Source organism: Reichenbachiella sp. (genome assembly GCF_039969095.1).
Classification (GTDB): domain Bacteria; phylum Bacteroidota; class Bacteroidia; order Cytophagales; family Cyclobacteriaceae; genus Reichenbachiella.
In genome coordinates this window covers 225,577-247,238 of sequence record NZ_JBDVOL010000008.1, presented here as the reverse complement: position 1 = coordinate 247,238, position 21,662 = coordinate 225,577, and the positions used below count along the sequence as shown (strand labels likewise).

Sequence of the window (21,662 nt, the reverse complement as noted above, 5' to 3'; positions counted from 1 at the left end):
GGAAAAAAATTTCCGTAGGCCAAACGGCAAATCTAAAGAGAATTGACTGATCTGCCTAATTTGGTGAAGTGATGGCAACATGATTTTGGTCAGGTGATCTTTAGCTTTCTGCTTCTTGAGTCTTGCCTTTCATCAGGTCGACCTGAAGCGTAAGTATAAAAGCTGTGCCGACTCCTACTTTACTTCTGACATCGATATGACCTCTGTGGGTTTTTATAATGTCTGTAGTGATTGATAGTCCTAGCCCTGTGCCTTTGCCAGATTCTTTAGTAGTATAGAGTGGTTCGAAAATTTTCTTTTTTACGTCTTCCGTCATGCCACTACCACTGTCTTGCACGATAGCTCTTACATATTTATTGTCAATGTTTTGTAGCATCAATTTAATCCATCCTTCGCCTTCAATGGCATCTGAGGCATTACCTATGAGATTGATGAAAATTTGATTCAATTGGCCGGGGAAACAGTCTATTGAAGGCATATTATTTCCATAATCCTTGATAATTTGAATTCTACCTTTGTATTTAGACTTCGAAATCAACAGAGCAGACTCAATAATATCACTTAGCTGAGCTTTTTTAAATTTCTTTTCATCTTTTCTTGAGAATATTCTTAGCCCGTCTACAATTTCAGTTATCCGTGTAGCTCCAAATTTCACATCTCCGAGTAAATCAGCTGTGTCTTTTTTGAGTACCGATACGCTTTGATTTTCAGATTTGTGAATGTTGTAGTTGCTTTTGATATCATCTATATCATTCAATTGAATGATTTGTTCAAAAGTGGAAAGTGTATCAAAAGCTTCAGATATATTCTCATCCAGTATTTGAAGACCATTGCTTACAAAACTGATTGGGTTATTGACCTCATGCGCGATCCCTGCAGTCAGCATACCTAAGGCTGACATTTTCTCTGCTTGTATCAAATTAGCCTGTGTTCGCTTGAGTTCATTATGCGCCTTATGCAACTTGGCATTTTTTTCCATTATAGTAGCATTGCTAATTTGAAGCTCTACATTTCGTTGATGGATAGTAGTCTGTTGAGATTTGAGCAATTTGTTTAATTTTCTGATTCGGACGTATTCCACTCCTAATATCACTGAAATAAGCAGAAATGCCCCGCCGATGACGAGGTAGATTTGTTGCCTTTTTTCGCTGATTTCTGCCTGCTGCTGTAGAATCAGTTTTTCTTCTTCTGCTACTTTTAGCTCGAGTTGATGTCTAACGAGGCTTGCTTTATATCTGAGTATTTCTGCTTGTCTTTCTGTACTTTCGAATTCGTGCTGAGCAACCATCAAATCCTGATGAATGTACTCTGCTTCTAACGCCGTGTGTCCCAAGTTTCTATTGCCCACAAGTGCCTCATGCTCCAGAAGTTTTAGCCTTTGGATTTCATCACTTACTATATCTTCATGTTTGTTCTTTTCGGCTTCTTCTTGCGCCAGTTGTTGTTCTGAAATTATCGCTCTAGAGGTTCTTTCAAGCTCACGAGCTAGTATTTCGGCTTCTTCAAGATCGTCTGGGTGGTAATTGGTTTCTGCTGGCAGTCTTCTTTTGAGTGATTCAAATTTATTGTTGTACTGCGTTGATAGATCAGAATTATTGAGAGCATCATGTGCTTGTGAGAGTAATTGGTACGTTTTTGAAAGTATTTTATCACCTGTTTTACCACTTTGACCTATCACTTCAGCTTTTTGTAAAGACTCCAGAGCCAATTGGTTTTCATTGTTATTTAAGTATAACGCTCCCATTCTATTATGTGCGTTTGCAACCATTTGCTCACTTCCACCTTCTTTTTCAATCAACACTAAATAAGATGTTCCTACTTCAATGCCCTTTTTGGTGTCTTTTAACTTTTGATATACCTCCAATAATCCATCATGTGCGATTAGTTTGAAATAGGCCAAATTATCTTTAGTGGCTAAATCCAACAACTTATTGTATGAGATCAGGGCTTTGTCAAGATTGTTAGCTGTCAGATGATTCAAACTGGCTGCAGCTTTCACTTCGATCATACCCACTTCATAGTCGATTTTATCAAATTGATCATAAGCCAACTCATAGGTTTCATTGGCCTTAGCGAAAGCACCCATATGAGAATAGATGTTGGCAAGTGATAAATACCCATTGGCAGAAACACTAAAATTGTTAACCTTTTCGGAGCGCATACTCATTTCCAAAAAGATATGAATCGCTTTCTGAAAATCGTTTTGGGTTAAATAGATTTCACCCACCAAGTTCTTTGCTTCCCATGATTTCTGAACGTTATCAATGCTCTCCGCAAGTTCAAGGGCGGATTGGGCTTGAGTCAATGCTCCAGAGAGATTCGATCGATTGATGTTGTTCTTTGCGCTAGCCAGAAGGTTATCTATTCTTTCTTTGTCTTGTGTACTTCCTTTTTGAGCAAGAACTGAAGACCCTACTGACCATAGAACAACTATCAGTAGAAGGAGATGTCTTGACATGAATGGCAATAATTTCATAGGAAGAATTAAGTGAATAGATATTTGATTAGTACAAAATTTAGTTACATCAGGTTATTCTGTGTAAACTAAGCTACGGAAATCATCCAATTCACCAAAAAAAATTATGTGAAAAGAATGGTTTATTTGCTTAATAGGATGGTAGGGCTCTAAAAGTGTCGATTATCAATGTGATTAAGCTCAAATATTGATAGTTTCGTCGAATTGTTGAAAACAGATTTTGGAAATCGCCAAAAACATCACCGATCTATCAAACGAAAATACCTTTGAAAAGGTGTTCAAGGCCTATTATCAGCAATTGGCGGCTTTCGCCTATCAGTATGTAGAAAGTCACGAGACGGCCGAGGAGATTGTACAAGATGTTTTTACGAATGTGTGGTCTAAATCAGATCAGATTGAGATTCGAACGGCTGTAAAGTCGTACCTCTATGGAGCCGTACGAAATGCCTGTCTCAATTTCATTAAGCATAAAAAAATAGAACGGCGCTACGAGGAACAAGAACTATTGAAATCTGATGGTTTTGAGACCGACTTTTTGGAGTTGGATGAGTTGCAAATGGAAATAGACGCAGCATTAAATCAATTGCCAGAAAAATGTCGCCAAATCTTTGAAATGAGTCGTTTTGAAGAAAAAAAATACAAAGAAATAGCGGAGGAATTAGGGTTGTCTATCAAGACTGTAGAAAACCAAATGGGCCGAGCACTCAAGGTGATGAGAACTGCTCTAAGTAGACATCTGCCAAGTATTGTTTTTTGGCTAATCACAGTACTTCAAAAAAACTTGTGGGGGTAAAATGAATACTAGTTGTCCACATTATAGCAGAAAATGAGTGAGAAAAACAGACATATCGTATCAGAAGAACTGTTGTTCAGATATTTCGCAAATGAGGTGAATCCTGATGAGCAAGAAATGGTATGGTCCTGGAAATCAGAAAATCACAAAAATCAACAAGAATTTGAGAGAGTCAACTTGCTTTTCCTTGATCTAAAGGCGGTTAATAATATAGGTAAGGATGGGGCTGTCTATGATGTGGATGGTGCCTGGCAGAAAATTTTGAAATCAAAAAAAGGTGGCAGCAGCCAAACGAGATCAGTCCTTGGTTGGTGGAAAATAGCAGCAGCTGTTTTAGTCATGATCGGTATGGGATGGTTCACTTATATGTCGAGACAGGTGGAAACTTTGGAGTTGTTGGCTGAGGATTCCCAACAAGCAGTTCAACTTGTTGATGGATCTCAAGTTTCATTAAACCAGGGCAGTAGCTTGACTTACCCGAATAAATTTAATGGAGCCGAAAGAAAGGTTGAGTTGAAAGGAGAAGCTTATTTTGAAGTAGCTCATAATCCGAAACAGCCATTTTTAATCCAAACAGATGAGGTGGTGGTCCAAGTCCTGGGAACAACTTTTAATGTGAATAATGCAAATGCTGATAGTATCATAGTGACTGTGGATACAGGTAAGGTATTGATGACTGTAGGTGGCAATCAAGAGACTTTACCCGCAGGTTATCAGGGCGTCTATTATAGAAGTAGTCAACAGTTGGTTAAAATCATATCAGAACGAACGGGAATGCACAACTACTGGCGAACCAAGACACTGTCATTTAGTGGGGCTACAGTGGCACAGGCTGTTAGTGCCATTGAAGATATTTACGAAGTGAAGATTGATTTTTCCAATGCTGATATTGCAAACTGTAAAATCAATGTTGATTTTCAAGATGAGAAAATTGAGCATGTGCTGGAAATCATGAGTGAAACCTTGAATTTGGTATGGTCTAATCAAGGGGATTCGTATTTGATATCAGGTTATGGCTGCCCTCAATAAAACAAGTTTAATGCTTCTTCTTTTCATTTGGTGCCATCCGCTTGTGGGACAAGGGCTTTCAAATGAGCGCGTTTCAATTCAATTCAAAAATGTGACTTTGATCAATGCCCTAGTCCAAATCAATGCGCTAGATCAAGTAAAACTCTCATATAATCCAGATCACGTTTCGAATGAAAAATTGATCGATGAGTCTTTTGAAAATGAATCTTTGGATGTGATCCTAAAATCAATCCTCGGATCAGCATTCGAATTAAAGTATCGTGGTAGTTATGTGATCATTCAACCCAAAAAAGAAAAAGAAGTAAAAAAAAAGCACCCGATTGAATTAAAGGGTGCAATAAAAGATGCTGAAACGGGTCAAGCGATTAAAGATGTTACGGTCTATGAAGTCAACAAACTGGATGCGACTTTAACTAACGACCGAGGCGAGTTTGACTTGACCGTACAAGCCAAAACTGAGTATTTAACTTTTGCGATAAGCCGAGAAAATTATCAGGATACAGTTATTCAGATCCGAAATATCTCAGAGATGACCGTTTCACTACGACCTGAAAAAAAGGGGAAGTCAAAAGTAATTGACCGATTTGAGATAGAGACAAAGAAATTGGTACGGTTTTTTACTCCCAATGAGTCTCGAAAAAACGCTAGAAATGTTTCACTCGATGAACAACGGTTTTTTCAATTTTCAGTCATACCGAAGGTGGGAACGAATGGCAAAATGAGTGGACAAATAACCAACCAACTTTCTGTTAATTTATTAGCTGGATATGCTCAGGGAGTAAATGGAGTCGAAATTGGCGGCTTCTACAACATTGACCGAAAAGGGATGACAGGTTTGCAAATGGGTGGCTTTGGCAATGCAGTAGGTGGAGAATCACATGGTGTGCAGTTGGCTGGTTTTCTCAATACTACCAAGGGCTATACCAATGGCGTTCAAGCGGCAGGTTTTGTCAATATTGTGACGGATGATGTGAAAGGCGTTCAAGCCGCCGGATTTGTCAATCTATCTAAGAAAGTAAGTGGTGTTCAAACCGCTGGCTTTGTAAATCTTGCCACGAAAGAACTTGCGGGTGTCCAAGGTGCAGGTTTTGTAAATATGGCCAAGTCTATAAAAGGTGTTCAAGCGGCAGGCTTTGTCAATCTGACCAATGACGTGGATGGAGCTCAGGTAGCTGGTTTTCTAAATATTGCCAAAAAATTAAAAGGAGTACAAATCGGAGTCTTAAATATTGCAGATACAGTAGAGCGAGGCGTTCCTATTGGTTTGTTCAGTTTTGTGAAAAGCGGTTTGCACCAATTTGGCATGGAGCACAACGACTTTATGCCTTACAATGCTTCCTTCAGGTCAGGTTTGCACAAATTTTATAGCGTGCTATCTGCTGGTGTTGACCCCTCAAAAGACAATTTATGGACTTATGGATTAGGTTTTGGTACGCAACTCGATTTGAGGAAAAAATGGTATGGAAATATTGAGCTAACCGCTCATAGCATTCAAAATCCAGAAAGAGACCAAGAAGACGACGAGCTTAATCTACTCAATAGATTAAATCTCAACATAGGCTATCAAATAGGGAAACATCTATCAATCAATGCTGGTCCCACGCTCAATTTGTATCTCACTAAAGTTTATGACCCAGCCGCAGATACCTATGGTGATCTGGATCATTCTGGATTTTATCAATCCTCCTCAGAAGATGGTTTGCATTTGTCTGCCTGGGTGGGCTATGCCGTTTCTGTGAGGTTTTAGTTACTGGTAATCACCTTCACCCCCGCCATTTCCAAATGATCCCAGTATTCTGGGTAAGATTTAACCACCACTTCGGGTTCATGTATGATGCAGTCGAATTTCATGGCCAATGGAGCTAAAGCCATCGCCATGCGGTGATCGTCGTAAGTATCAAACTCAATAACATTATTCACTTCCAATTTTTCAGGAGAGGAGAGTATCCAAAGCCCATTGTCATGTTCTTCAAGTTTTGCACCTATTTTTGAAAGCTCTGTCGCCATGGCAGCCGTTCGATCAGATTCTTTGATTCTGAGACTTTCTAAGCCAGTCATTTCTAAATCGACCCCTTTCGCCGCGGCACAGGCCATAACAGTTTGAGCCAAATCAGGACAAGATTTGAAATCTATGACCAATTTCTTTTTAATATCAGTCTTACTTAAAGTTACAATCTCACCCTCAAAAGTTGATTGGACGCCTAATCCTTCCATGATGGAGGCAATGGCATGATCTCCTTGATTTGAAGTTGAGCGTAAACCCTTCAGTGTAATTTGTGCATCGTCAGCCAGCGCAAATAAACTATACCAATAACTGGCACCAGACCAGTCGGATTCTATGGTGTAACTGTTTGATTGATAAGATTGAGCTGAGACCTTGATTTCATTCCCTTCAAACTGACCCGAAACGCCGAAGTGTTTCATTAGATTCAGGGTCATTTCAATATATGGTCTGCTATAAATATCTCCTTCTAACGTAATCGTCAATCCTTCCGGTAGCGTAGGTGCTACCATCAATAAGGCAGAAATATACTGGCTGCTGATATTTCCAGGAATGGTTAATTGGTTTGTTTTTTGTTTTGTAAATGGTTTGAAAAGGAGTGGAGGATAACCTTCTTCATTTTCGTATGAGATGTCTGCTCCCAAGTCGTTTAGTGCGTCTACCAACAGTTTGATTGGCCTTTTGCACATACGTGGCGTGCCTGTGATTCGTCTTTCTTTTTGACCAATAGCGAGAAACGCTGTCATAAACCTCATCACCGTACCAGCATCCAACACATCCAATGAATACTCATCTGAAGCCAATAATTTAGTCATGGTATCAGTATCTCTTGCTGAAGACAGGTTTTCTAGCTTAGAATTACCACCTCCCAGCTCATTCAAAAGTAATGCACGATTGCTTTCACTTTTTGAAGAGGTCAAAGGAACATCGAGGGATAATGTTGTTGTAGGTCTGCTTAATTTGATCGATCCACTCATGTTCTTGAATTGAAATTTTTTGGAGTTGCAATATTAAAGTCTAGGCAGGAAAATGAAGTCATTAGACAGGATTTTAATTTGAGTACTAACCAACTTGCTTATGACTTAATTGAGGATAAACAACAGATTATCCCCTAAACCACAGACTTAAACGAATTTGTTGTTAATCCTCAATTAAGTAAATCTATTGTTCGGTTTTTACGTTAAGAATATCGGGTAATGTCATGAGGGAATGAACCTCAAGATTTGTTATATAATTAGGTCAAAGAATGATACAATGAAGCAAAAAGTTAAAAAAAGAAAAGGAGTTTTGGGTAAATTGGTTGCGGGGGCAACCGCAGGAGCTACCGTTGGGCTAGCGACTTACTTGTTTTTAAAAGGCGACAAGGTTGAGACCAATAAAGTGGATCAACTCATCGTAGCTGAAGATTCCAAAGCTGACCTATTTGTCTAAGAGGCAATACGGTCAGCTCTATTTATTTTTAAGCACTCAGTGTTACTCAGAGAGAACGCCGAGCACTATCATCCTATTTGCTTATTGAAATAAAACAAGCTGTCCAGCATATCTGGAGCAGATATTGGAATATTCACTTTGCATTCACCAATTCCAGCTAGGAGGCTAAATTGAATCGCACCGCCTTCATTTTTCTTGTCTTGCAGTGTCAGACCAATGATTTCATCGAATAACGATTTATCAATACTTATCGGTTGGTATAGATCTATCAAATATGCTGTGATTTCTTCCAGCTCTTCTGAAGAAAGCCCTGTGAACTTTTGAGACAAATAAGCTTCGCAAATCATCCCTACTGCTATGGCCTCACCATGTAGCAATCTCTGATCTTCTTTGTCTAGAAAGTAGGATTCTACCGCATGACCTAGCGTATGACCGAAGTTTAGAATCTTTCTTAACCCACCTTCGAATGGATCTGCTTTCACTACTTCTTTTTTGATGTCAATGGATCGTGTAACGAGTTCTGACCAATTAGCATTATCCAAATCTATGATTTTTACTTTTTGCCAATAAGCCTTGTCATAAATTAATCCATGTTTGATTACTTCGGCAAAACCTGATCTAAGTTCTCTTTTGGGTAGTGTTGAATAGAAACAAGTATCTATTAGTACATTCTGTGGTTCAGCAAAAAGCCCAATATGGTTTTTGAATCCATGGAAGTCAACGCCTAATTTGCCGCCTACACTGGCATCTACCTGAGAAAGTAGAGTTGTTGGGATATTCAAGAAATCCATACCCCGCTTATACGTGCTCGCCACAAATCCCCCCATATCTCCAATTACGCCACCACCGAGATTGATCACAAGCCCTTTGCGATCAAATCCAGCTTCAGTAAGTGCCATCCAAAGTTGTTCACAAGTGCCTAGGTGTTTGTTTTCTTCTCCGCTATCAATACGCAGGAGGTAGTGTTCGGGCAATGCATTCAGGACGAGAGGAAGGCAATGCTCTTCGGTATTTTCATCACAGATCACTGCGATTTTACTATACTTTTTACCGTCAAGGAAATTACGGATACTTTGGGTGATGTCGTTCGTGATTTCTGTACGGTGATTTTCCATGAGTTTAGCTTGTAAGCGGCAAATGTAATCTTGTCCTTTTTAATTTCCTTTTAAATGACCGTCAAAAGTAAAACCACTCATCCCGTAGCTTGCGGAGGGATCTTGTGAGTGTCAGTCGGACTGCTTTGAATTGAGAAGTTTTCTCCGTTGTACTACGAAATGACTTATTTAATCTTGAATACCCCTGTTCTTTTTCGAATTGAATGGGATTTCAATCTAATCACTACTTTTTGTCTAGCTTTGCAAAATGGCAGTGAAGCATGAATTGAAGGATTGGCTCCCTATTACAAAAAAGGAGTTGGAAGCTCATGGGTGGGATGAACTTGATGTGATTATCATATCTGGAGATGCCTATGTGGATCACCCTGCTTTTGGCGGAGCGGTTATTGGTCGAATCATTCATTCAGCAGGCTATCGCGTGGGTATTATTCCTCAGCCCAATTGGCAAGATGACTTGCGTGACTTCAAAAAATTCGGTAAGCCTAAGTTGTTCTTTGGTGTGACTTCTGGTTGTATGGATTCTATGGTGAATCATTATACTGCCAATAAAAGAAAACGCTCGAACGATGCTTATACGCCAGGGGGAGATGCAGGATTTAGACCAGACTATGCCACTATTACTTATACCAAGATTCTAAAGGAGATTTATCCGGATGTGCCTGTTGTCATAGGAGGAGTAGAGGCCAGTCTTCGGAGAGTGACGCATTACGATTATTGGTCGGATCAATTGATGCCTTCCATTTTGGTAGATAGTGGAGCGGATTTGTTGGTATATGGCATGGGAGAACAGCCTTTGCGCGAGATTATGAATTTGTTGGGAAAAGGAGTTCCTTTTCATCAGCTTACTAATATTCCCCAGACGAGCTACAAAGCACCTCGACAAGAAGAAGTGCCAAAACATAAAGACTGGAAGGACATAGTGCTCAATACACACGAAAAGTGTTTGAGAGACAAAAAATCTTATGCCTCTAATTTCAAATTTGTAGAACAAGAGTCGAACCGACTTCAAGCCGATCGAATCATACAAGCAGCAGATGACTTTCAAGTTGTGATAAATCCGCCATACTACACCATGACGGAGCAAGAGATAGATCAGTCATTTGATATGAACTATACCAGACTACCTCACCCCAAGTACAATAAACGAGGTCCGATTCCAGCGTATGAGATGATCAAGTTTTCGATCAATATGCACCGTGGCTGTTTTGGAGGCTGTAGCTTTTGTACGATCTCGGCGCATCAAGGCAAGTTTATCGCTAGTCGAAGTCAAGAGTCCATCATGAAGGAAGTAGATCAGGTGACTCAAATGCCTGATTTCAAAGGATATATTTCGGATCTTGGTGGACCATCTGCCAATATGTACGGCTTGAAGGGCAAAGTGCAAGAAATCTGCGACCGTTGTGTGAGTCCGTCTTGTATTCATCCGGTGATTTGCAGCAATTTGGATACGGATCACAGTCAGATGACGGAGCTTTACCGAAAGGTAGATAAACACCCCAAAGTCAAAAAAGCATTTGTAGGAAGTGGCATCCGATATGACCTGCTTACCAAGAGTTACAACAAGGAAGCGAATGAAAGCATTGATGAGTACATGGAGCAGCTGATCACACGCCATGTGTCGGGTCGCCTCAAGGTAGCCCCTGAGCATACGGCGGACGATACGCTGAAGATTATGCGAAAGCCTTCTTTTAAGCACTTTCATGAATTCAAGAAGAAATACGACAAGATCAATGAAAAGCATCAGCTCAATCAGCAACTGATTCCTTATTTCATTTCTAGCCATCCTGGCTGCAAGGAGGAGGATATGGCTAACTTGGCGGCTGAAACGAAAGACATGGGCTTTAGACTAGAGCAGGTGCAGGACTTTACGCCCACTCCGATGACCGTGGCTACTGTGATTTATTACTCTGGCTACCATCCTTACACCATGCAGAAGCTATTCACTCCGAAGTCGGAAAAAGAAAAGCGCAATCAGCACATGTTTTTCTTCTGGCATAAGAGCGAATATCGCAATCGAATCAAAGACAAACTGCAAAGCAAAGGCAGAGAGGATTTGATTGAGCGTTTGTTGTACAGCCGTCCAGAGAAAAAGCAGTTTACTCATAAGGAAGATGGAAAGGCTAAGCCATTCGGTAAGCATAAATTCAAGGGTAAGCGATCAGGAAAGAGTAGAAGGAAATAAAAAAGGCTCTCAATGAGTTGAGAGCCTTTCTATTAATTTTCAGATGATCTTAGTATAGATAATCCAAAGCAGTTTTGTCATTGTTTGAGAATGGATTATCTCCGCTTGAACAAGAAAGCATCCAAGATCCATTTTCTGGTCCAGTAGGAGTTCCTGGGATATGGTTTGCACCAATTCCAGCAGCACCTTCGTTAGCATAAGATCCTCCACAGCTGAAGCTTCTGTCCATATAGTCTGTGTGTCTGAAACCAATACAGTGACCCATTTCATGAGCGATTGTAGTAGCTAAAGCATCTACATCATCAAAAGTATCATAGTAGTAAGTGTTCAAGTTGATTTTATTATAGGGCTTTCCTCTTCTAGTTGGAAATCCAGCAGACCCAAGTGTGATATAACCACCGCTTGGCCCTTCGTAAAATGCTACAATATTAATGTCCGCTTTCACTTTTCTTTTTCCATTACTAGTTACCCTGGTAAATTGGAGGTCAAGATTCTCTGCATTGTACCTGTCTATCGCAATGTCAGTTGCCTGAACGTAGAAATTAGAAAAGTTAGGATCAACATAAACTTTTACAGTTCTAGGTAACCCGGTAACCAAATTATTGGTAGAGTAGTGCTCTTCTTCGATACCTGGTACGATTTCTTTTGCCGACATTTCATTGGCAATGTACTCTTCTGTTAGAAAAATGTCTCCTTCTACAATGTAGCCAGCTTCTCCAGATGGATCCGTAAATTTGTGAGCATTTTCTACATTGAATCCTAAAGATTCAATCTTTGCCAATGTGTTGGATGGAACTGCTTGTGATGCTTCTACTGAAGTCTTTTCACAAGAAGTGAAAACAGTGGTAACTGCAATTGCAGCTACGAGAGATAATGAAGCGAATTGTTTCATTTTTGTTATAGAGTTTAGTTTAAATAATTAGTTAATCCAGTAATATATAAATTAACTTTATTTTATGAATCATCAATTAGACAAAATATTATATTGATAAAAATTGACAGTAAACATATAAAGTGTTATATAATTAACAAAAGACACAATGATGATTGAAAAAATAACAAAAAGACAGATTTTAGGATTTATAAAATGCTGAGAATAAACAGAGTATTTTTTTTCTTGGTCGCGCTATTTTGCAGTCTTTTTATTGTCGTTGTCTATCCATCCTATGGCAAAGTGGGTAAATGTGTCAGATCGAATTTTTCTGTTGAATTAAGGATAAACTCAATTCAAGATTCGGTTAAAATTAGAAGAGTCAAGGGAAGGAACCCAGGTGCAAAGTCATTCAAAACCATAGCCAAGCCTCAGTTCAGAATTAAAGAGAATTCGAATGTGTCAACTGCCCTTAAGCAAGGAATAATAATTCAACCTGAAGTTTACCAAACGCTTAAGAATAAAAATGACATTACATATACAGTAATTGTTCGAAACGTAGATCACTTTCTTGAATACTTGAATTCAAGAACTTTTGAAGGTGAGATAAAGGCTATTAACTCGCAAACCAATGCGTTGATCCTAGATTGCGCTGGTCGAACTTTAGAAGCGACAGTACTGACATATCCCCATCTGGCATATATAGGTTTAAGTCAAGTTATTCCCAAAGTTGAAAATAGTATCAACTACATGGACCTATCTGTGAATCGTATCAATGCGGTTCATGCGGCCTATCCAGGATTAAAAGGTGAGCATATTCAAGTATCTATAAAGGAGCAATTCTTGGATACAACAGATATTGACCTAGTGGGCCGATATTTTTCAGTCGGATTGGAGAGTGAAATCATTTCGCAACATGCCAATTTCATGGCAACAATGATAGCCGGTGCAGGTAATACTTATCATTTGGGTTTTGGAGTGGCTCCATTTGCTAATATTACCTCTTCTGATTTTACTTCGATTTTTCCAGATGAGAATGAGTTATTGATAGCAAACGAAATATCCATTCAAAATCACTCATATGGATTTGAAATTGATAATCGGTATAGTCCAGAGGCGCAAGCATTTGATCACCAGTCATTTCAATTACCGAATGTTTTAGATGTGATGTCAGCAGGAAATAAAGGAATAGAAACAAGTGGTGAAGGAACATATGCAGATATCGAATCTTATGCCAATCTATCTGGAAGTCAGAAAATGGCTAAAAACGGTCTCATAGTTGGTGCTACTAATCGATTTGGAGTAAGAGATGAAAGGAGTTCGGCGGGTCCAACTTTCGACGGTAGAGTGAAACCAGACCTTATGGCTTTTGGCCAGGAAGGTTCGTCTGACGCAGCTGCTTTGGTGAGTGGTGCATCTGTTCTCATTCAGGACGGATATCAACAGAAATATGATGATTTACCACCATCTAGCCTAGTGAAAGCTGTTTTGATAGCTGGAGCTAAACCTTACACTGATCCAATGAGTTTTAAAACTGGATATGGTCAGCTCAATGCCTTGGCAGCAGTGAAGATTTTTAATTCTGAACAGTTTATAACTGGAGAGGTCCAAAAGAATGATCCATCTGAATTTGAAATTGTTCTTCCTGAGAACTTCAAAGAATTGAAAATGGTACTTTGCTGGACTGATGAGGCAGGTATAGCAGGGTCTGATTTGGCACTGGTCAACGACTTAGATTTAGCAATAATGGATCCAAATGATCAGGAATGGTTGCCTTGGGTATTGGATTATAGTCCCAACTTTGAATCGCTTAGTAATCCTCCGATGAGAGGAAAGGATGCTAGAAACAACGTGGAACTCATTTCCATTGAAAATCCACAGGCTGGAACCTATTCTATTCACGTGTCAACTGACACTGAAATGGATTTTGCTCAACAATTCTCTTTGGCCTATCAAATTACAGACGAAGATTCATTTCAGTGGACATTTCCTAGTAGCTCTGACATTTGTTTGACCAATGAGGAATTAATTTTTAGATGGGATGGAAAGTTCATCGGTACAGGAAGGCTTGAATTGAAAAATGGTGCTGGAGAATGGGATATTCTAGACGAGAATGTAGATCTGAATGATTCATATTTCTCATGGACAACGGATACACCTTATTTCCAATCGCAATTGAAAATGACTATTGGAGCACGGAGCTTCTTGTCTGGTGAATTTAATATTGTGAATGAAACGGCATTGAACGTAGATTATGATTGTGAAGACAAGTTTAAGCTGATTTGGGAAAAAGATGAGCTTGCTATAGCTTATGAATTGTATGAGTTAGGCAATAAGGCAATGGTTTCTATAGCTTCTGTTTCCGATACCTTTTATTTAGCCTCTAAATCAATGGATCAAACGTTGAATTTTGCTGTTAAACCGATCTATGAGTTTGATGCCAATTACAAATCTCGGACTATAGATTTTTCGGAGCAAGGAGTGAATTGTTATTACACAAATTTTATTTCAGAATTGATTGATGACTCCTTCGTGAAAAATAATTTGAGTTTAACCAGTATTTCAGATATTGAGCAAGTTGATTTTTACAATCGAAAAGATGGAGTGAATCACCTTTTATCTTCTTTGAATGTTGATATAAATGCGGATCTTGAAGTTGAGGACCTCGACCCATGGGAAGGCGTGAATAATTATTATGCCCAAATTAATCTGAAAAGTGGAGAAGAGATTCAAACCGATACCACGAGCATTTACTACACAGAAGAAAATACATTGATTGTATTCCCTAATCCAATAGCCAAGAGTAGTTTTTTGAATGTACTCACCGGAAAACCTGGAGCAACTTTGCAGCTCCTTAATACAAGTGGAGATTTGTTGTATGAAGAAGAAGTGTTCTTTGACTTTGCCCAAATTCCGATCGCTGATTTGGCAGAAGGCATTTATATCCTACGTCTTTATCAAGGTAGCAATCAAATATCTCAAGCTAAGCTGATGGTGACAGATTAGTGCAGAACCATATTTCTTACATGGCTTCGAGTGACACAGGTACTCCGTTGATAGCCGCATTTCCTGTCAATTGATCTACAAAATTATCATCAGTCAATTCGTTGATGTTGGTGCCTGGAGAAGTGGAAGCGATATCCAATTTGATATTGCCTTTGTGCCCCCAGCCATGAGGCAAACTCACAACCCCCTGCATAATTTCTTCTGTGGTTTCGAAGGGTACCACCACTTGCCCCACTTTCGAAGAGACTTTGACTGTGCTATTTCCATTAAGACCTAGTTTTTCAGCGTCTTTGGGGTGTAAGAATAAATGGCACGAATTGTTTTTCAAGAGCCTTTGACTATTGTGAAGCCAGGAATTGCAGGTTCTTAGTTGTCGTCTGCCGATGAGTAGAAAGTCATCTGGTTGGAATGAATCCAACTTTTGTTTTACCCGATGAAGGTCTACTTTTATTTCTGAAGGAAATAGATCGATCTTTTTGTCTTTGTGATAAAGAGACTCAGGCATTTGAGATTTTAATGCACCTAAGTCGATACCATGCGGGTTTTTCTTTAATTTTTTTATGCTAAGCCCATTCTTGTATGGCCCTCTTTTGAGTAATATATCGAGCATCTTTTCTGGAGAAAACAGATGTGAAATTCCAATCTTGATGCGTTTGGCTAGCGATAACTTATTCATCGATTTCAGGTAAGCAACTCTCAAAGCTCTGAAAACCTCCCAATCATATTTGGCTCCATTCGACTTACTAAATAGTGCTGGTGAATATTTGGATGTATTTCTTACCGCTAGCGTATGAAATATGATATCATAGAGCTCAGTTTCCAGTCCCGTAGCTGTAGGTAAAATGATATTGGCCAGCTTAGAAGTTTCATTAATGTATATATCAATTGACACCATAAAGTCCAAAGACTCAAATGCTTTTTCCAATTGTATGCCGTTGGGAGTGGAGAGGACTGGATTTCCAGCACTAATGACCATCGCTTTGATTTGCCCTTCGCCAGGAGTTAGAATCTCTTCAGCCATGACTGAAGACGGCAATTCACCACCGACTTCCGGTAGGCCTCTTACCCGGCTTTTCCATTTGGCCACATGACCTCTTGATATTTGTGGTTTGAGGTCAATAGCCGGAGTAGTAAACATATATCCGCCTGGTTCATCGAAGTGACCAGTGAGAATGTTGATGACATTGACGAGCCACATGCACATACCCCCGAACTCTTGGGTGCATACACCCATTCTACCATACAAGACGGCTTTCTCTGTGTAAGCAAATTGCCTGGTTAAATCTATAAGGACTTTTGAGTCAATTCCCGTGATCGTGGCAGTGTTTTCTGGCGCGTAAGCATTGGCCACTTGACGTATTTCTTCGTAACCTTTGAGGTGCTTTTCAAATCGTCCCAGCTTCACCAAATTTTCTTCAAACAGGATATGAAGCATGCTCAATAGCATAAATACATCCGAACCTGGTCGAATGAAAAGGTGTTGGTCAGACTTGGCCGATGTTTCTGTGTAGCGCGGATCTATATTGACAATTTGACCACCTCCGTCTTGAATGTTTTTTAATCTCTTTTTGATGTTGGGAGCGGAGAGCAGACTACCATTGGATATGATTGGGTTGGCACCTAAAATGATTAATAAATCTGTCCGGTCGATATCGGGTATAGGAATTTGAAGTTGGTGACCATACATCAGATAGGCCATAAACTGATGAGGCAATTGATCTACGCTGGTGGCGGAGAATCTGTTTTTGGTTCTGAGTTCTTTTAGGAATTCAGGTGCAGATAACAAAGCGCCTGAGTTATGAACGTTTGGGTTGCCGCTGTATACACCCACAGCATCCGAGCCGTACGTTTTTCTTGTATCAGCTAAGCCATTGGCTACTTCCCGAATAGCAGCTGCCCATGATATTTCAACCCATCCATTCTCCGTTCGTTTAACTGGTTTCTTGAGTCGATTAGGATCTTCGTAAATGTCTTTTAGAGCGAGTGCTTTGGGGCAGATGTGTCCTTTACTAAATTCATCATCTACATCTCCTTTGATAGAGATGACTTCTTTGCCATCATGTTCGATCGCCAAGCCACACATGGCTTCGCATAGGTTGCAGGTACGATAGTGTGTCTGAGACATGCCTTATCTTTTTTAAAAGATAAGACTTTTAGAATTGTTCAGCAATTATCAAGTGGAGTGGAAGGATTGACCTCTCTTAGATATCACTCCAATAATCGAACACCAGGATCAGACCTTCTACGGTTTTGATGTCGATGTCTTCTTTTTCAATGTAAGCTTCCAATTTTCTGTAATTTTTTGAGTCTAGTTCCTCAAGGAAGTCTTTGTTGAAAAGTTTATATTTCCTCGCGGACTTTAACGCAGCGCTTTCAGTAAAGTCTGGGTTTTCTTTTTCGCTAGGTTTAAATGCGGTATGGTCATACTTCGAAAATTGCGAAAAAGGATTTATATATATGGTGTTATTTTTTTCAATTTTCCCTTCTAGAATAAGACTAGGGGAAACTTTTTTGTTTATTATAAAAATTCTTTCCAAAACTTTTTCATACCTGGATAATTTACTACTTGATCCTTGGTGCTGGTATGTCATATGCTGTCTGTGTTTGGTTGCATAATCTATTTCTAAATTGCTAAGAATTGCGGCCTTATCATTTTGATGTATTACGAGAAAAAAGTGGTATTTTTTTGTTGAGGATTTTATATCAATAGATCCACTTGTTTTATTAGAAATGCCTAGCATTTTGGATTGGGCGTAATAAGAATATGGGAATGAGTAATAAAGACTCTTTGTTCTGATTGAGTCAAATACAGCGAACCTACTTACATTTTTAGCAGCATAAGTTTTGATCCTGCTATTTTTGTCAACTCGAATCGTTTCGGAAACGAAATTGTAATTGATTTTACCTTTCACTTTTTCTCCTGTAGACAAATAGACATAACCATCTAGCCAGATGTCATGCTCTTTGCTGAATGATTTGTGTTGTGAGAAGGCTGGATTACTAAGTGTGAAACACAGAGCAATTGCGACTAGTATTTTCAATAATAAGCGTGATTTAGTTTTGAAACCGCCAATCTAAAACAAAAATAGCTCAAGGTGAATGCCCTGAGCTATTTTTTGAAAGTCTGTTGGACTTAGCTTATCCCCATCCCATTCTGCGTCACTTCATTCGGCTGGATGAGTCTGAGTTTGCCATCGTGGTCTTCCGCCATGAGGGTTAATCTTAGTTAAAACCTATACCCTAGCATAAAGTAGAATCTCTTCACTTTTGAACTAAGGTTTACAGCTTCTGACATGCCACCGCTGCCTTCGTATCGGGCTTCGAAAGATATTTTATTTGCTCTAACTCCCAACCCAGCTATCAAACCTTGTTCATATTTTCTGGTAAACTCTATGGCCTCTTCTTCGGTATTTCTGGTTGAACTATAGGCTTGTATGGTTTGTGTCATGTTATTGGTTTCGCTAATGGCAAAACCATTAGATAGTCCTACATTAATGAAGGTATGGATATTACCAATCGGAATGCTGTACCTGACCATGTTGTTTAGTTTGATGTAGGAATAAGCTAGTTCTATATGTGATATTGTATATAAATAGTCTGGGTCAGTAATGTCTGAATGATCCGCTTCTACTGAAAAGGATGTGTAAATGAGTTCGTTAGGAATGGACCACTTTCTTCCAGATCTAGGAAAAACAAATTCAATTGAGACACCAGCGGTGAAATCAACTGATGAGCCAAAATCTGATTCAATCAACTCACTATTATAATTATCAGTTCCACTAAATTTTATTGAGCTCAAAGAGACTCCTGCTAAAACACCAAATTTGGTTTCAATTTTTTCTCGTTTCCTTTGATTAGATCCTTCAGGATTAACACATTTTTCATAAGACTCAAATATCCTGTACATACTTTTTTGGCCATATCCAGCGCTGGTTATTTTTGAATTTACTGATGAGCAGTCTGAAAGATAGGCCATCAATTGAGCTCTAAACCTGTTGTTTTCAGCAACAGCTGAATTGTGAGCGGCCAGTGGAGCGTCAGGATCGGCTGATGGGGACTTTTTTAAATATTTTTTATAATTGAGCAGTTCAAGTTTATTATTATTTTCAATGTAAAAATATTCTCGCTGTTGATTGTTGTAGAAGAAATACAACGGTTTGTTTCCACCAAACAATTCTTGAAGAAAGACTGTGTCCGAAGCTAAATCAAATTGGCCAGACTGACTCATTTTGCTGAAATTCAATAAAGTGGAGCTTGTTTCATAATCTACAATACCTGACAAGTACCTTTCATCTGCTACGCCGAATTCAAGAATTTCAAGAGGTGAAAATGTCTGTTCTATACTACTAGGGTCAATGAAATTAATTTGATCTGGGTTTATTTTCCAATTTCTGTAATCTATTTGTCCACGAATAGTGTCACCACCTAAGGTAAGAATATAACCGGGCTGAAAGTTTTTTTGACCAATTGCAAATTGACAATTGAACAATAAAACAGATAAAAATAAAACTGTTATTAATGATTTTAACATTGTATTATTAAAAGTTAGTGATTAATTTTTTTAATGAACTTAACTAATTCCCATCCCATTCTGAGTTACCTCATTAGGCTGGATGAGTCTGAGTTTGCCATCGTGGTCTTCGGCCATTAAGATCATGCCCTGAGATTCGATGCCCATGATTGCTCGTGGAGCCAGATTCATCAAAACGGTTACTTGCTTACCGATCATTTCTTCGGGAGAATAGTGCTTGGCGATGCCGCTCAGGATGGTTCTGGTATCTACGCCAGTATCCACTTTAAACTTCAAGAGTTTATTGGATTTAGGAACGGCTTCGGCTTCCAGGATTGTACCTGTACGGATATCCATTTTCATGAAGTCATCAAATGTCACTTCAGCCTTTTGAGGGGCTATTTCTAAGTCTTCTACTTTCACAGTTTTATTGGCTTCTGTTGCTTTCAATTTTTCTACTTGTTCTTCCACGAGTTTATCCTCTATTTTTTCAAACAATAAAGCTGGTTTTTCAATATTCTGTCCGGCTAATAATATTCCAGCCGATCCTGCTTCATCCCATTTTTCACCATCCATGTTGAGCATAGTGGCGATTTTCTCCGCTGTTCTTGGCAAAAATGGTTCGCATAGAATAGACAGATTGGCAGCTATCTGTAGTGCTACATTTAGGATGGTAGCTGTACGCTTCTCATCCGTTTTGATCAGTTTCCAAGGTTCAGTTTCGGCCAAGTATTTATTACCCAATCGAGCCAAATCCATCAAGTGGGCTAGAGCCTCTCTGAATCTATATTTCTCTATGCTCTCTGAGATTTTAGCAGGAAAAGCACCTAATTCTTTGATAACAGCTTCATCTTCTCCTTGCAAGGCGGCTGCAGGCAAATGCCCATCAAAGTACTTGTGTGTAAGCACTACTGCTCGATTTACAAAATTTCCGAATATGGCTACTAATTCGTTATTTACTCTGGCTTGGTAGTCTTTCCAGGTAAATTCACTGTCTTTGGTTTCCGGTGCTATGGAAGTCAACACGTACCTCAATTCGTCTTCCTTGCCGGGAAACTCATCCAAGTATTCGTGCAGCCACACTGCCCAATTTCTGGAGGTAGAGATTTTTTCTCCTTCCAGATTTAAGAATTCATTGGCAGGTACATTTTCAGGCAAAATGTAATCTCCATGCGCATGTAAGATCGCTGGGAATATGATGCAATGAAATACAATGTTGTCTTTTCCAATAAAGTGAATCAAACAGGCGTCATCATCTGAGTTTTCTTGTTGCTTCCAATAGTCTTCCCAGTTCTTGTTGTTTTCTTTTGCCCAGTCCTTGGTGGCAGAGATATAACCGATAGGGGCGTCTAGCCATACATATAGCTTTTTGCCTTCTGCTTTGGGTAGCGGAACGTCAACTCCCCAGTCCAAATCTCTGGTCATTGCACGCGGCTGCAGCCCTTCTTTGAGCCATGAACTGCATTGTCCGTATACGTTCGATTTCCATTCGCCTTTTTTGCCTTCTATCAACCATTCCTCTAACCATGGCTGATATTTGTCCAAAGGTAAATACCAATGCTTAGTTGTTTTTAAAACTGGGGTTTTTCCACTCAAAGTGGAAATAGGATTAATCAAATCCGTGGCATTGAGAGAGGTACCACATTTTTCGCATTGATCTCCGTAGGCGGCTGGATGACTGCATTTGGGACAAGTGCCAGTTACGTACCTGTCGGCTAGAAATTGTTTGTATTCTTCGTCGTAAAACTGCTCAGATTCCTTTTCAGTGAATTCCCCTTTTTCATACAGGTTCAAGAAGAATTCCTGTGAAGTTTTATGGTGAATTTGCTCAGAAGTACGGTGATACATATCGAAAGAAATACCGAATCTTTCGAAAGTCTCTTTATTGATTTGATGATACTTGTCTATAATCGTCTGAGGTGTGGTATTTTCTTTTTTCGCCCTAAGCGTAATGGCCGCACCGTGTTCATCGCTACCGCATACATAAGCGACGTCTTTGCCCTTGCCTCTGAGGTAACGCACATAAGTATCTGCTGGTAGATACGCTCCAGCAATATGTCCAATATGAAGCGGCCCATTCGCATAAGGAAGGGCAGAGGTGACGGTGTATCTTTTAAACTCTTTTTGCACGGATTTTTTTTCGGCAAAGATAGAAATATTAGAAAGCTAGTTGATGGATTTAATACTTATTTAAGGTGTCAGGTTTTATTCATTCTGAATATGGGTAAATTATGGTAAATCAAGAGT

14 protein-coding genes are annotated in these 21,662 nt (G+C 39.4%); 6 read left to right on the top strand and 8 right to left on the bottom strand.

Annotated elements, in window-relative coordinates; genetic code table 11:
• Positions 1 to 100 precede the first annotated feature (100 nt).
• Positions 101 to 2,458: an ATP-binding protein gene (locus tag ABJH98_RS02275; RefSeq protein WP_348305996.1), complete on the bottom strand. Its 2,358-nt coding sequence runs from the start codon at positions 2,456 to 2,458 to the stop codon at positions 101 to 103.
• A 238-nt stretch (positions 2,459 to 2,696) separates the two neighbouring features.
• Between ABJH98_RS02275 and ABJH98_RS02270 the strand changes: the two genes are divergently transcribed.
• The 3 genes from ABJH98_RS02270 to ABJH98_RS02260 are packed head-to-tail and all read left to right on the top strand — an operon-like array spanning position 2,697 to position 6,045.
• On the top strand, positions 2,697 to 3,269 hold the full coding sequence (locus ABJH98_RS02270; protein ID WP_348305995.1) for an RNA polymerase sigma-70 factor: 573 nt from the start codon (positions 2,697 to 2,699) through the stop codon (positions 3,267 to 3,269).
• A 33-nt stretch (positions 3,270 to 3,302) separates the two neighbouring features.
• A complete protein-coding gene (locus tag ABJH98_RS02265) occupies positions 3,303 to 4,298 on the top strand; it encodes a FecR domain-containing protein (RefSeq protein WP_348305994.1) in 996 nt (331 codons plus the stop codon).
• Between the two features lie 10 nt (positions 4,299 to 4,308).
• Positions 4,309 to 6,045 carry a hypothetical protein gene (locus tag ABJH98_RS02260; protein WP_348305993.1) on the top strand — a complete coding sequence of 579 codons (1,737 nt, stop codon included), beginning with the start codon at positions 4,309 to 4,311 and terminating at the stop codon, positions 6,043 to 6,045.
• Here the strand turns inward: ABJH98_RS02260 and ABJH98_RS02255 are convergent.
• Positions 6,042 to 7,277 (bottom strand): 3-phosphoshikimate 1-carboxyvinyltransferase, encoded by a 1,236-nt coding sequence (locus ABJH98_RS02255; RefSeq protein WP_348305992.1) that lies wholly within the window; start codon positions 7,275 to 7,277, stop codon positions 6,042 to 6,044. The genes ABJH98_RS02260 and ABJH98_RS02255 overlap by 4 nt on opposite strands.
• 277 nt (positions 7,278 to 7,554) lie before the next feature.
• On the opposite strand from ABJH98_RS02255, the gene ABJH98_RS02250 reads away from it, so the two are divergent.
• Positions 7,555 to 7,731 (top strand): hypothetical protein, encoded by a 177-nt coding sequence (locus ABJH98_RS02250; protein WP_348305991.1) that lies wholly within the window; start codon positions 7,555 to 7,557, stop codon positions 7,729 to 7,731.
• A gap of 68 nt (positions 7,732 to 7,799) precedes the next feature.
• On the opposite strand, the gene aroB is transcribed toward ABJH98_RS02250, so the two are convergent.
• Positions 7,800 to 8,846, bottom strand: a complete 1,047-nt coding sequence (gene aroB / locus ABJH98_RS02245) for a 3-dehydroquinate synthase (RefSeq protein WP_348305989.1) — start codon at positions 8,844 to 8,846, stop codon at positions 7,800 to 7,802.
• A gap of 247 nt (positions 8,847 to 9,093) precedes the next feature.
• Between aroB and ABJH98_RS02240 the strand changes: the two genes are divergently transcribed.
• Complete coding sequence (locus tag ABJH98_RS02240) at positions 9,094 to 11,028, top strand: YgiQ family radical SAM protein (RefSeq protein ID WP_348305988.1); 1,935 nt, start codon at positions 9,094 to 9,096, stop codon at positions 11,026 to 11,028.
• A gap of 49 nt (positions 11,029 to 11,077) precedes the next feature.
• Here the strand turns inward: ABJH98_RS02240 and ABJH98_RS02235 are convergent, their stop codons facing one another.
• On the bottom strand, positions 11,078 to 11,920 hold the full coding sequence (locus ABJH98_RS02235; RefSeq protein WP_348305986.1) for a M57 family metalloprotease: 843 nt from the start codon (positions 11,918 to 11,920) through the stop codon (positions 11,078 to 11,080).
• Between the two features lie 195 nt (positions 11,921 to 12,115).
• On the opposite strand from ABJH98_RS02235, the gene ABJH98_RS02230 reads away from it, so the two are divergent.
• Positions 12,116 to 14,905: a S8 family peptidase gene (locus ABJH98_RS02230; protein WP_348305985.1), complete on the top strand. Its 2,790-nt coding sequence runs from the start codon at positions 12,116 to 12,118 to the stop codon at positions 14,903 to 14,905.
• Between the two features lie 16 nt (positions 14,906 to 14,921).
• On the opposite strand, the gene ABJH98_RS02225 is transcribed toward ABJH98_RS02230, so the two are convergent.
• From ABJH98_RS02225 to metG, 4 genes are all read right to left on the bottom strand, one after another.
• Positions 14,922 to 17,030, bottom strand: coding sequence for a molybdopterin-dependent oxidoreductase (locus tag ABJH98_RS02225; RefSeq protein ID WP_348305983.1), 2,109 nt, complete (start codon positions 17,028 to 17,030; stop codon positions 14,922 to 14,924).
• 76 nt (positions 17,031 to 17,106) lie between these two features.
• Complete coding sequence (locus ABJH98_RS02220) at positions 17,107 to 17,946, bottom strand: hypothetical protein (protein ID WP_348305982.1); 840 nt, start codon at positions 17,944 to 17,946, stop codon at positions 17,107 to 17,109.
• A gap of 185 nt (positions 17,947 to 18,131) precedes the next feature.
• Positions 18,132 to 19,436 carry a hypothetical protein gene (locus ABJH98_RS02215; RefSeq protein WP_348305980.1) on the bottom strand — a complete coding sequence of 435 codons (1,305 nt, stop codon included), beginning with the start codon at positions 19,434 to 19,436 and terminating at the stop codon, positions 18,132 to 18,134.
• Between the two features lie 39 nt (positions 19,437 to 19,475).
• Complete coding sequence (gene metG / locus ABJH98_RS02210; RefSeq protein ID WP_348306224.1) at positions 19,476 to 21,566, bottom strand: methionine--tRNA ligase; 2,091 nt, start codon at positions 21,564 to 21,566, stop codon at positions 19,476 to 19,478.
• Positions 21,567 to 21,662 lie beyond the last annotated feature (96 nt).

Excerpts from the sequence above, each read along its gene's own strand:
- ABJH98_RS02235 (WP_348305986.1), bottom strand. The coding sequence starts at position 11,920 with ATGAAACAATTCGCTTCATTATCTCTCGTAGCTGCAATTGCAGTTACC.
- ABJH98_RS02240 (WP_348305988.1), top strand. The coding sequence starts at position 9,094 with ATGGCAGTGAAGCATGAATTGAAGGATTGGCTCCCTATTACAAAAAAG.
- ABJH98_RS02260 (WP_348305993.1), top strand. The coding sequence starts at position 4,309 with ATGCTTCTTCTTTTCATTTGGTGCCATCCGCTTGTGGGACAAGGGCTT.
- ABJH98_RS02275 (WP_348305996.1), bottom strand. The coding sequence starts at position 2,458 with ATGTCAAGACATCTCCTTCTACTGATAGTTGTTCTATGGTCAGTAGGG.
- ABJH98_RS02225 (WP_348305983.1), bottom strand. The coding sequence starts at position 17,030 with ATGTCTCAGACACACTATCGTACCTGCAACCTATGCGAAGCCATGTGT.
- ABJH98_RS02215 (WP_348305980.1), bottom strand. The coding sequence starts at position 19,436 with ATGTTAAAATCATTAATAACAGTTTTATTTTTATCTGTTTTATTGTTC.
- ABJH98_RS02230 (WP_348305985.1), top strand. The coding sequence starts at position 12,116 with ATGCTGAGAATAAACAGAGTATTTTTTTTCTTGGTCGCGCTATTTTGC.
- aroB (WP_348305989.1), bottom strand. The coding sequence starts at position 8,846 with ATGGAAAATCACCGTACAGAAATCACGAACGACATCACCCAAAGTATC.
- ABJH98_RS02255 (WP_348305992.1), bottom strand. The coding sequence starts at position 7,277 with ATGAGTGGATCGATCAAATTAAGCAGACCTACAACAACATTATCCCTC.
- ABJH98_RS02265 (WP_348305994.1), top strand. The coding sequence starts at position 3,303 with ATGAGTGAGAAAAACAGACATATCGTATCAGAAGAACTGTTGTTCAGA.
- ABJH98_RS02250 (WP_348305991.1), top strand. The coding sequence starts at position 7,555 with ATGAAGCAAAAAGTTAAAAAAAGAAAAGGAGTTTTGGGTAAATTGGTT.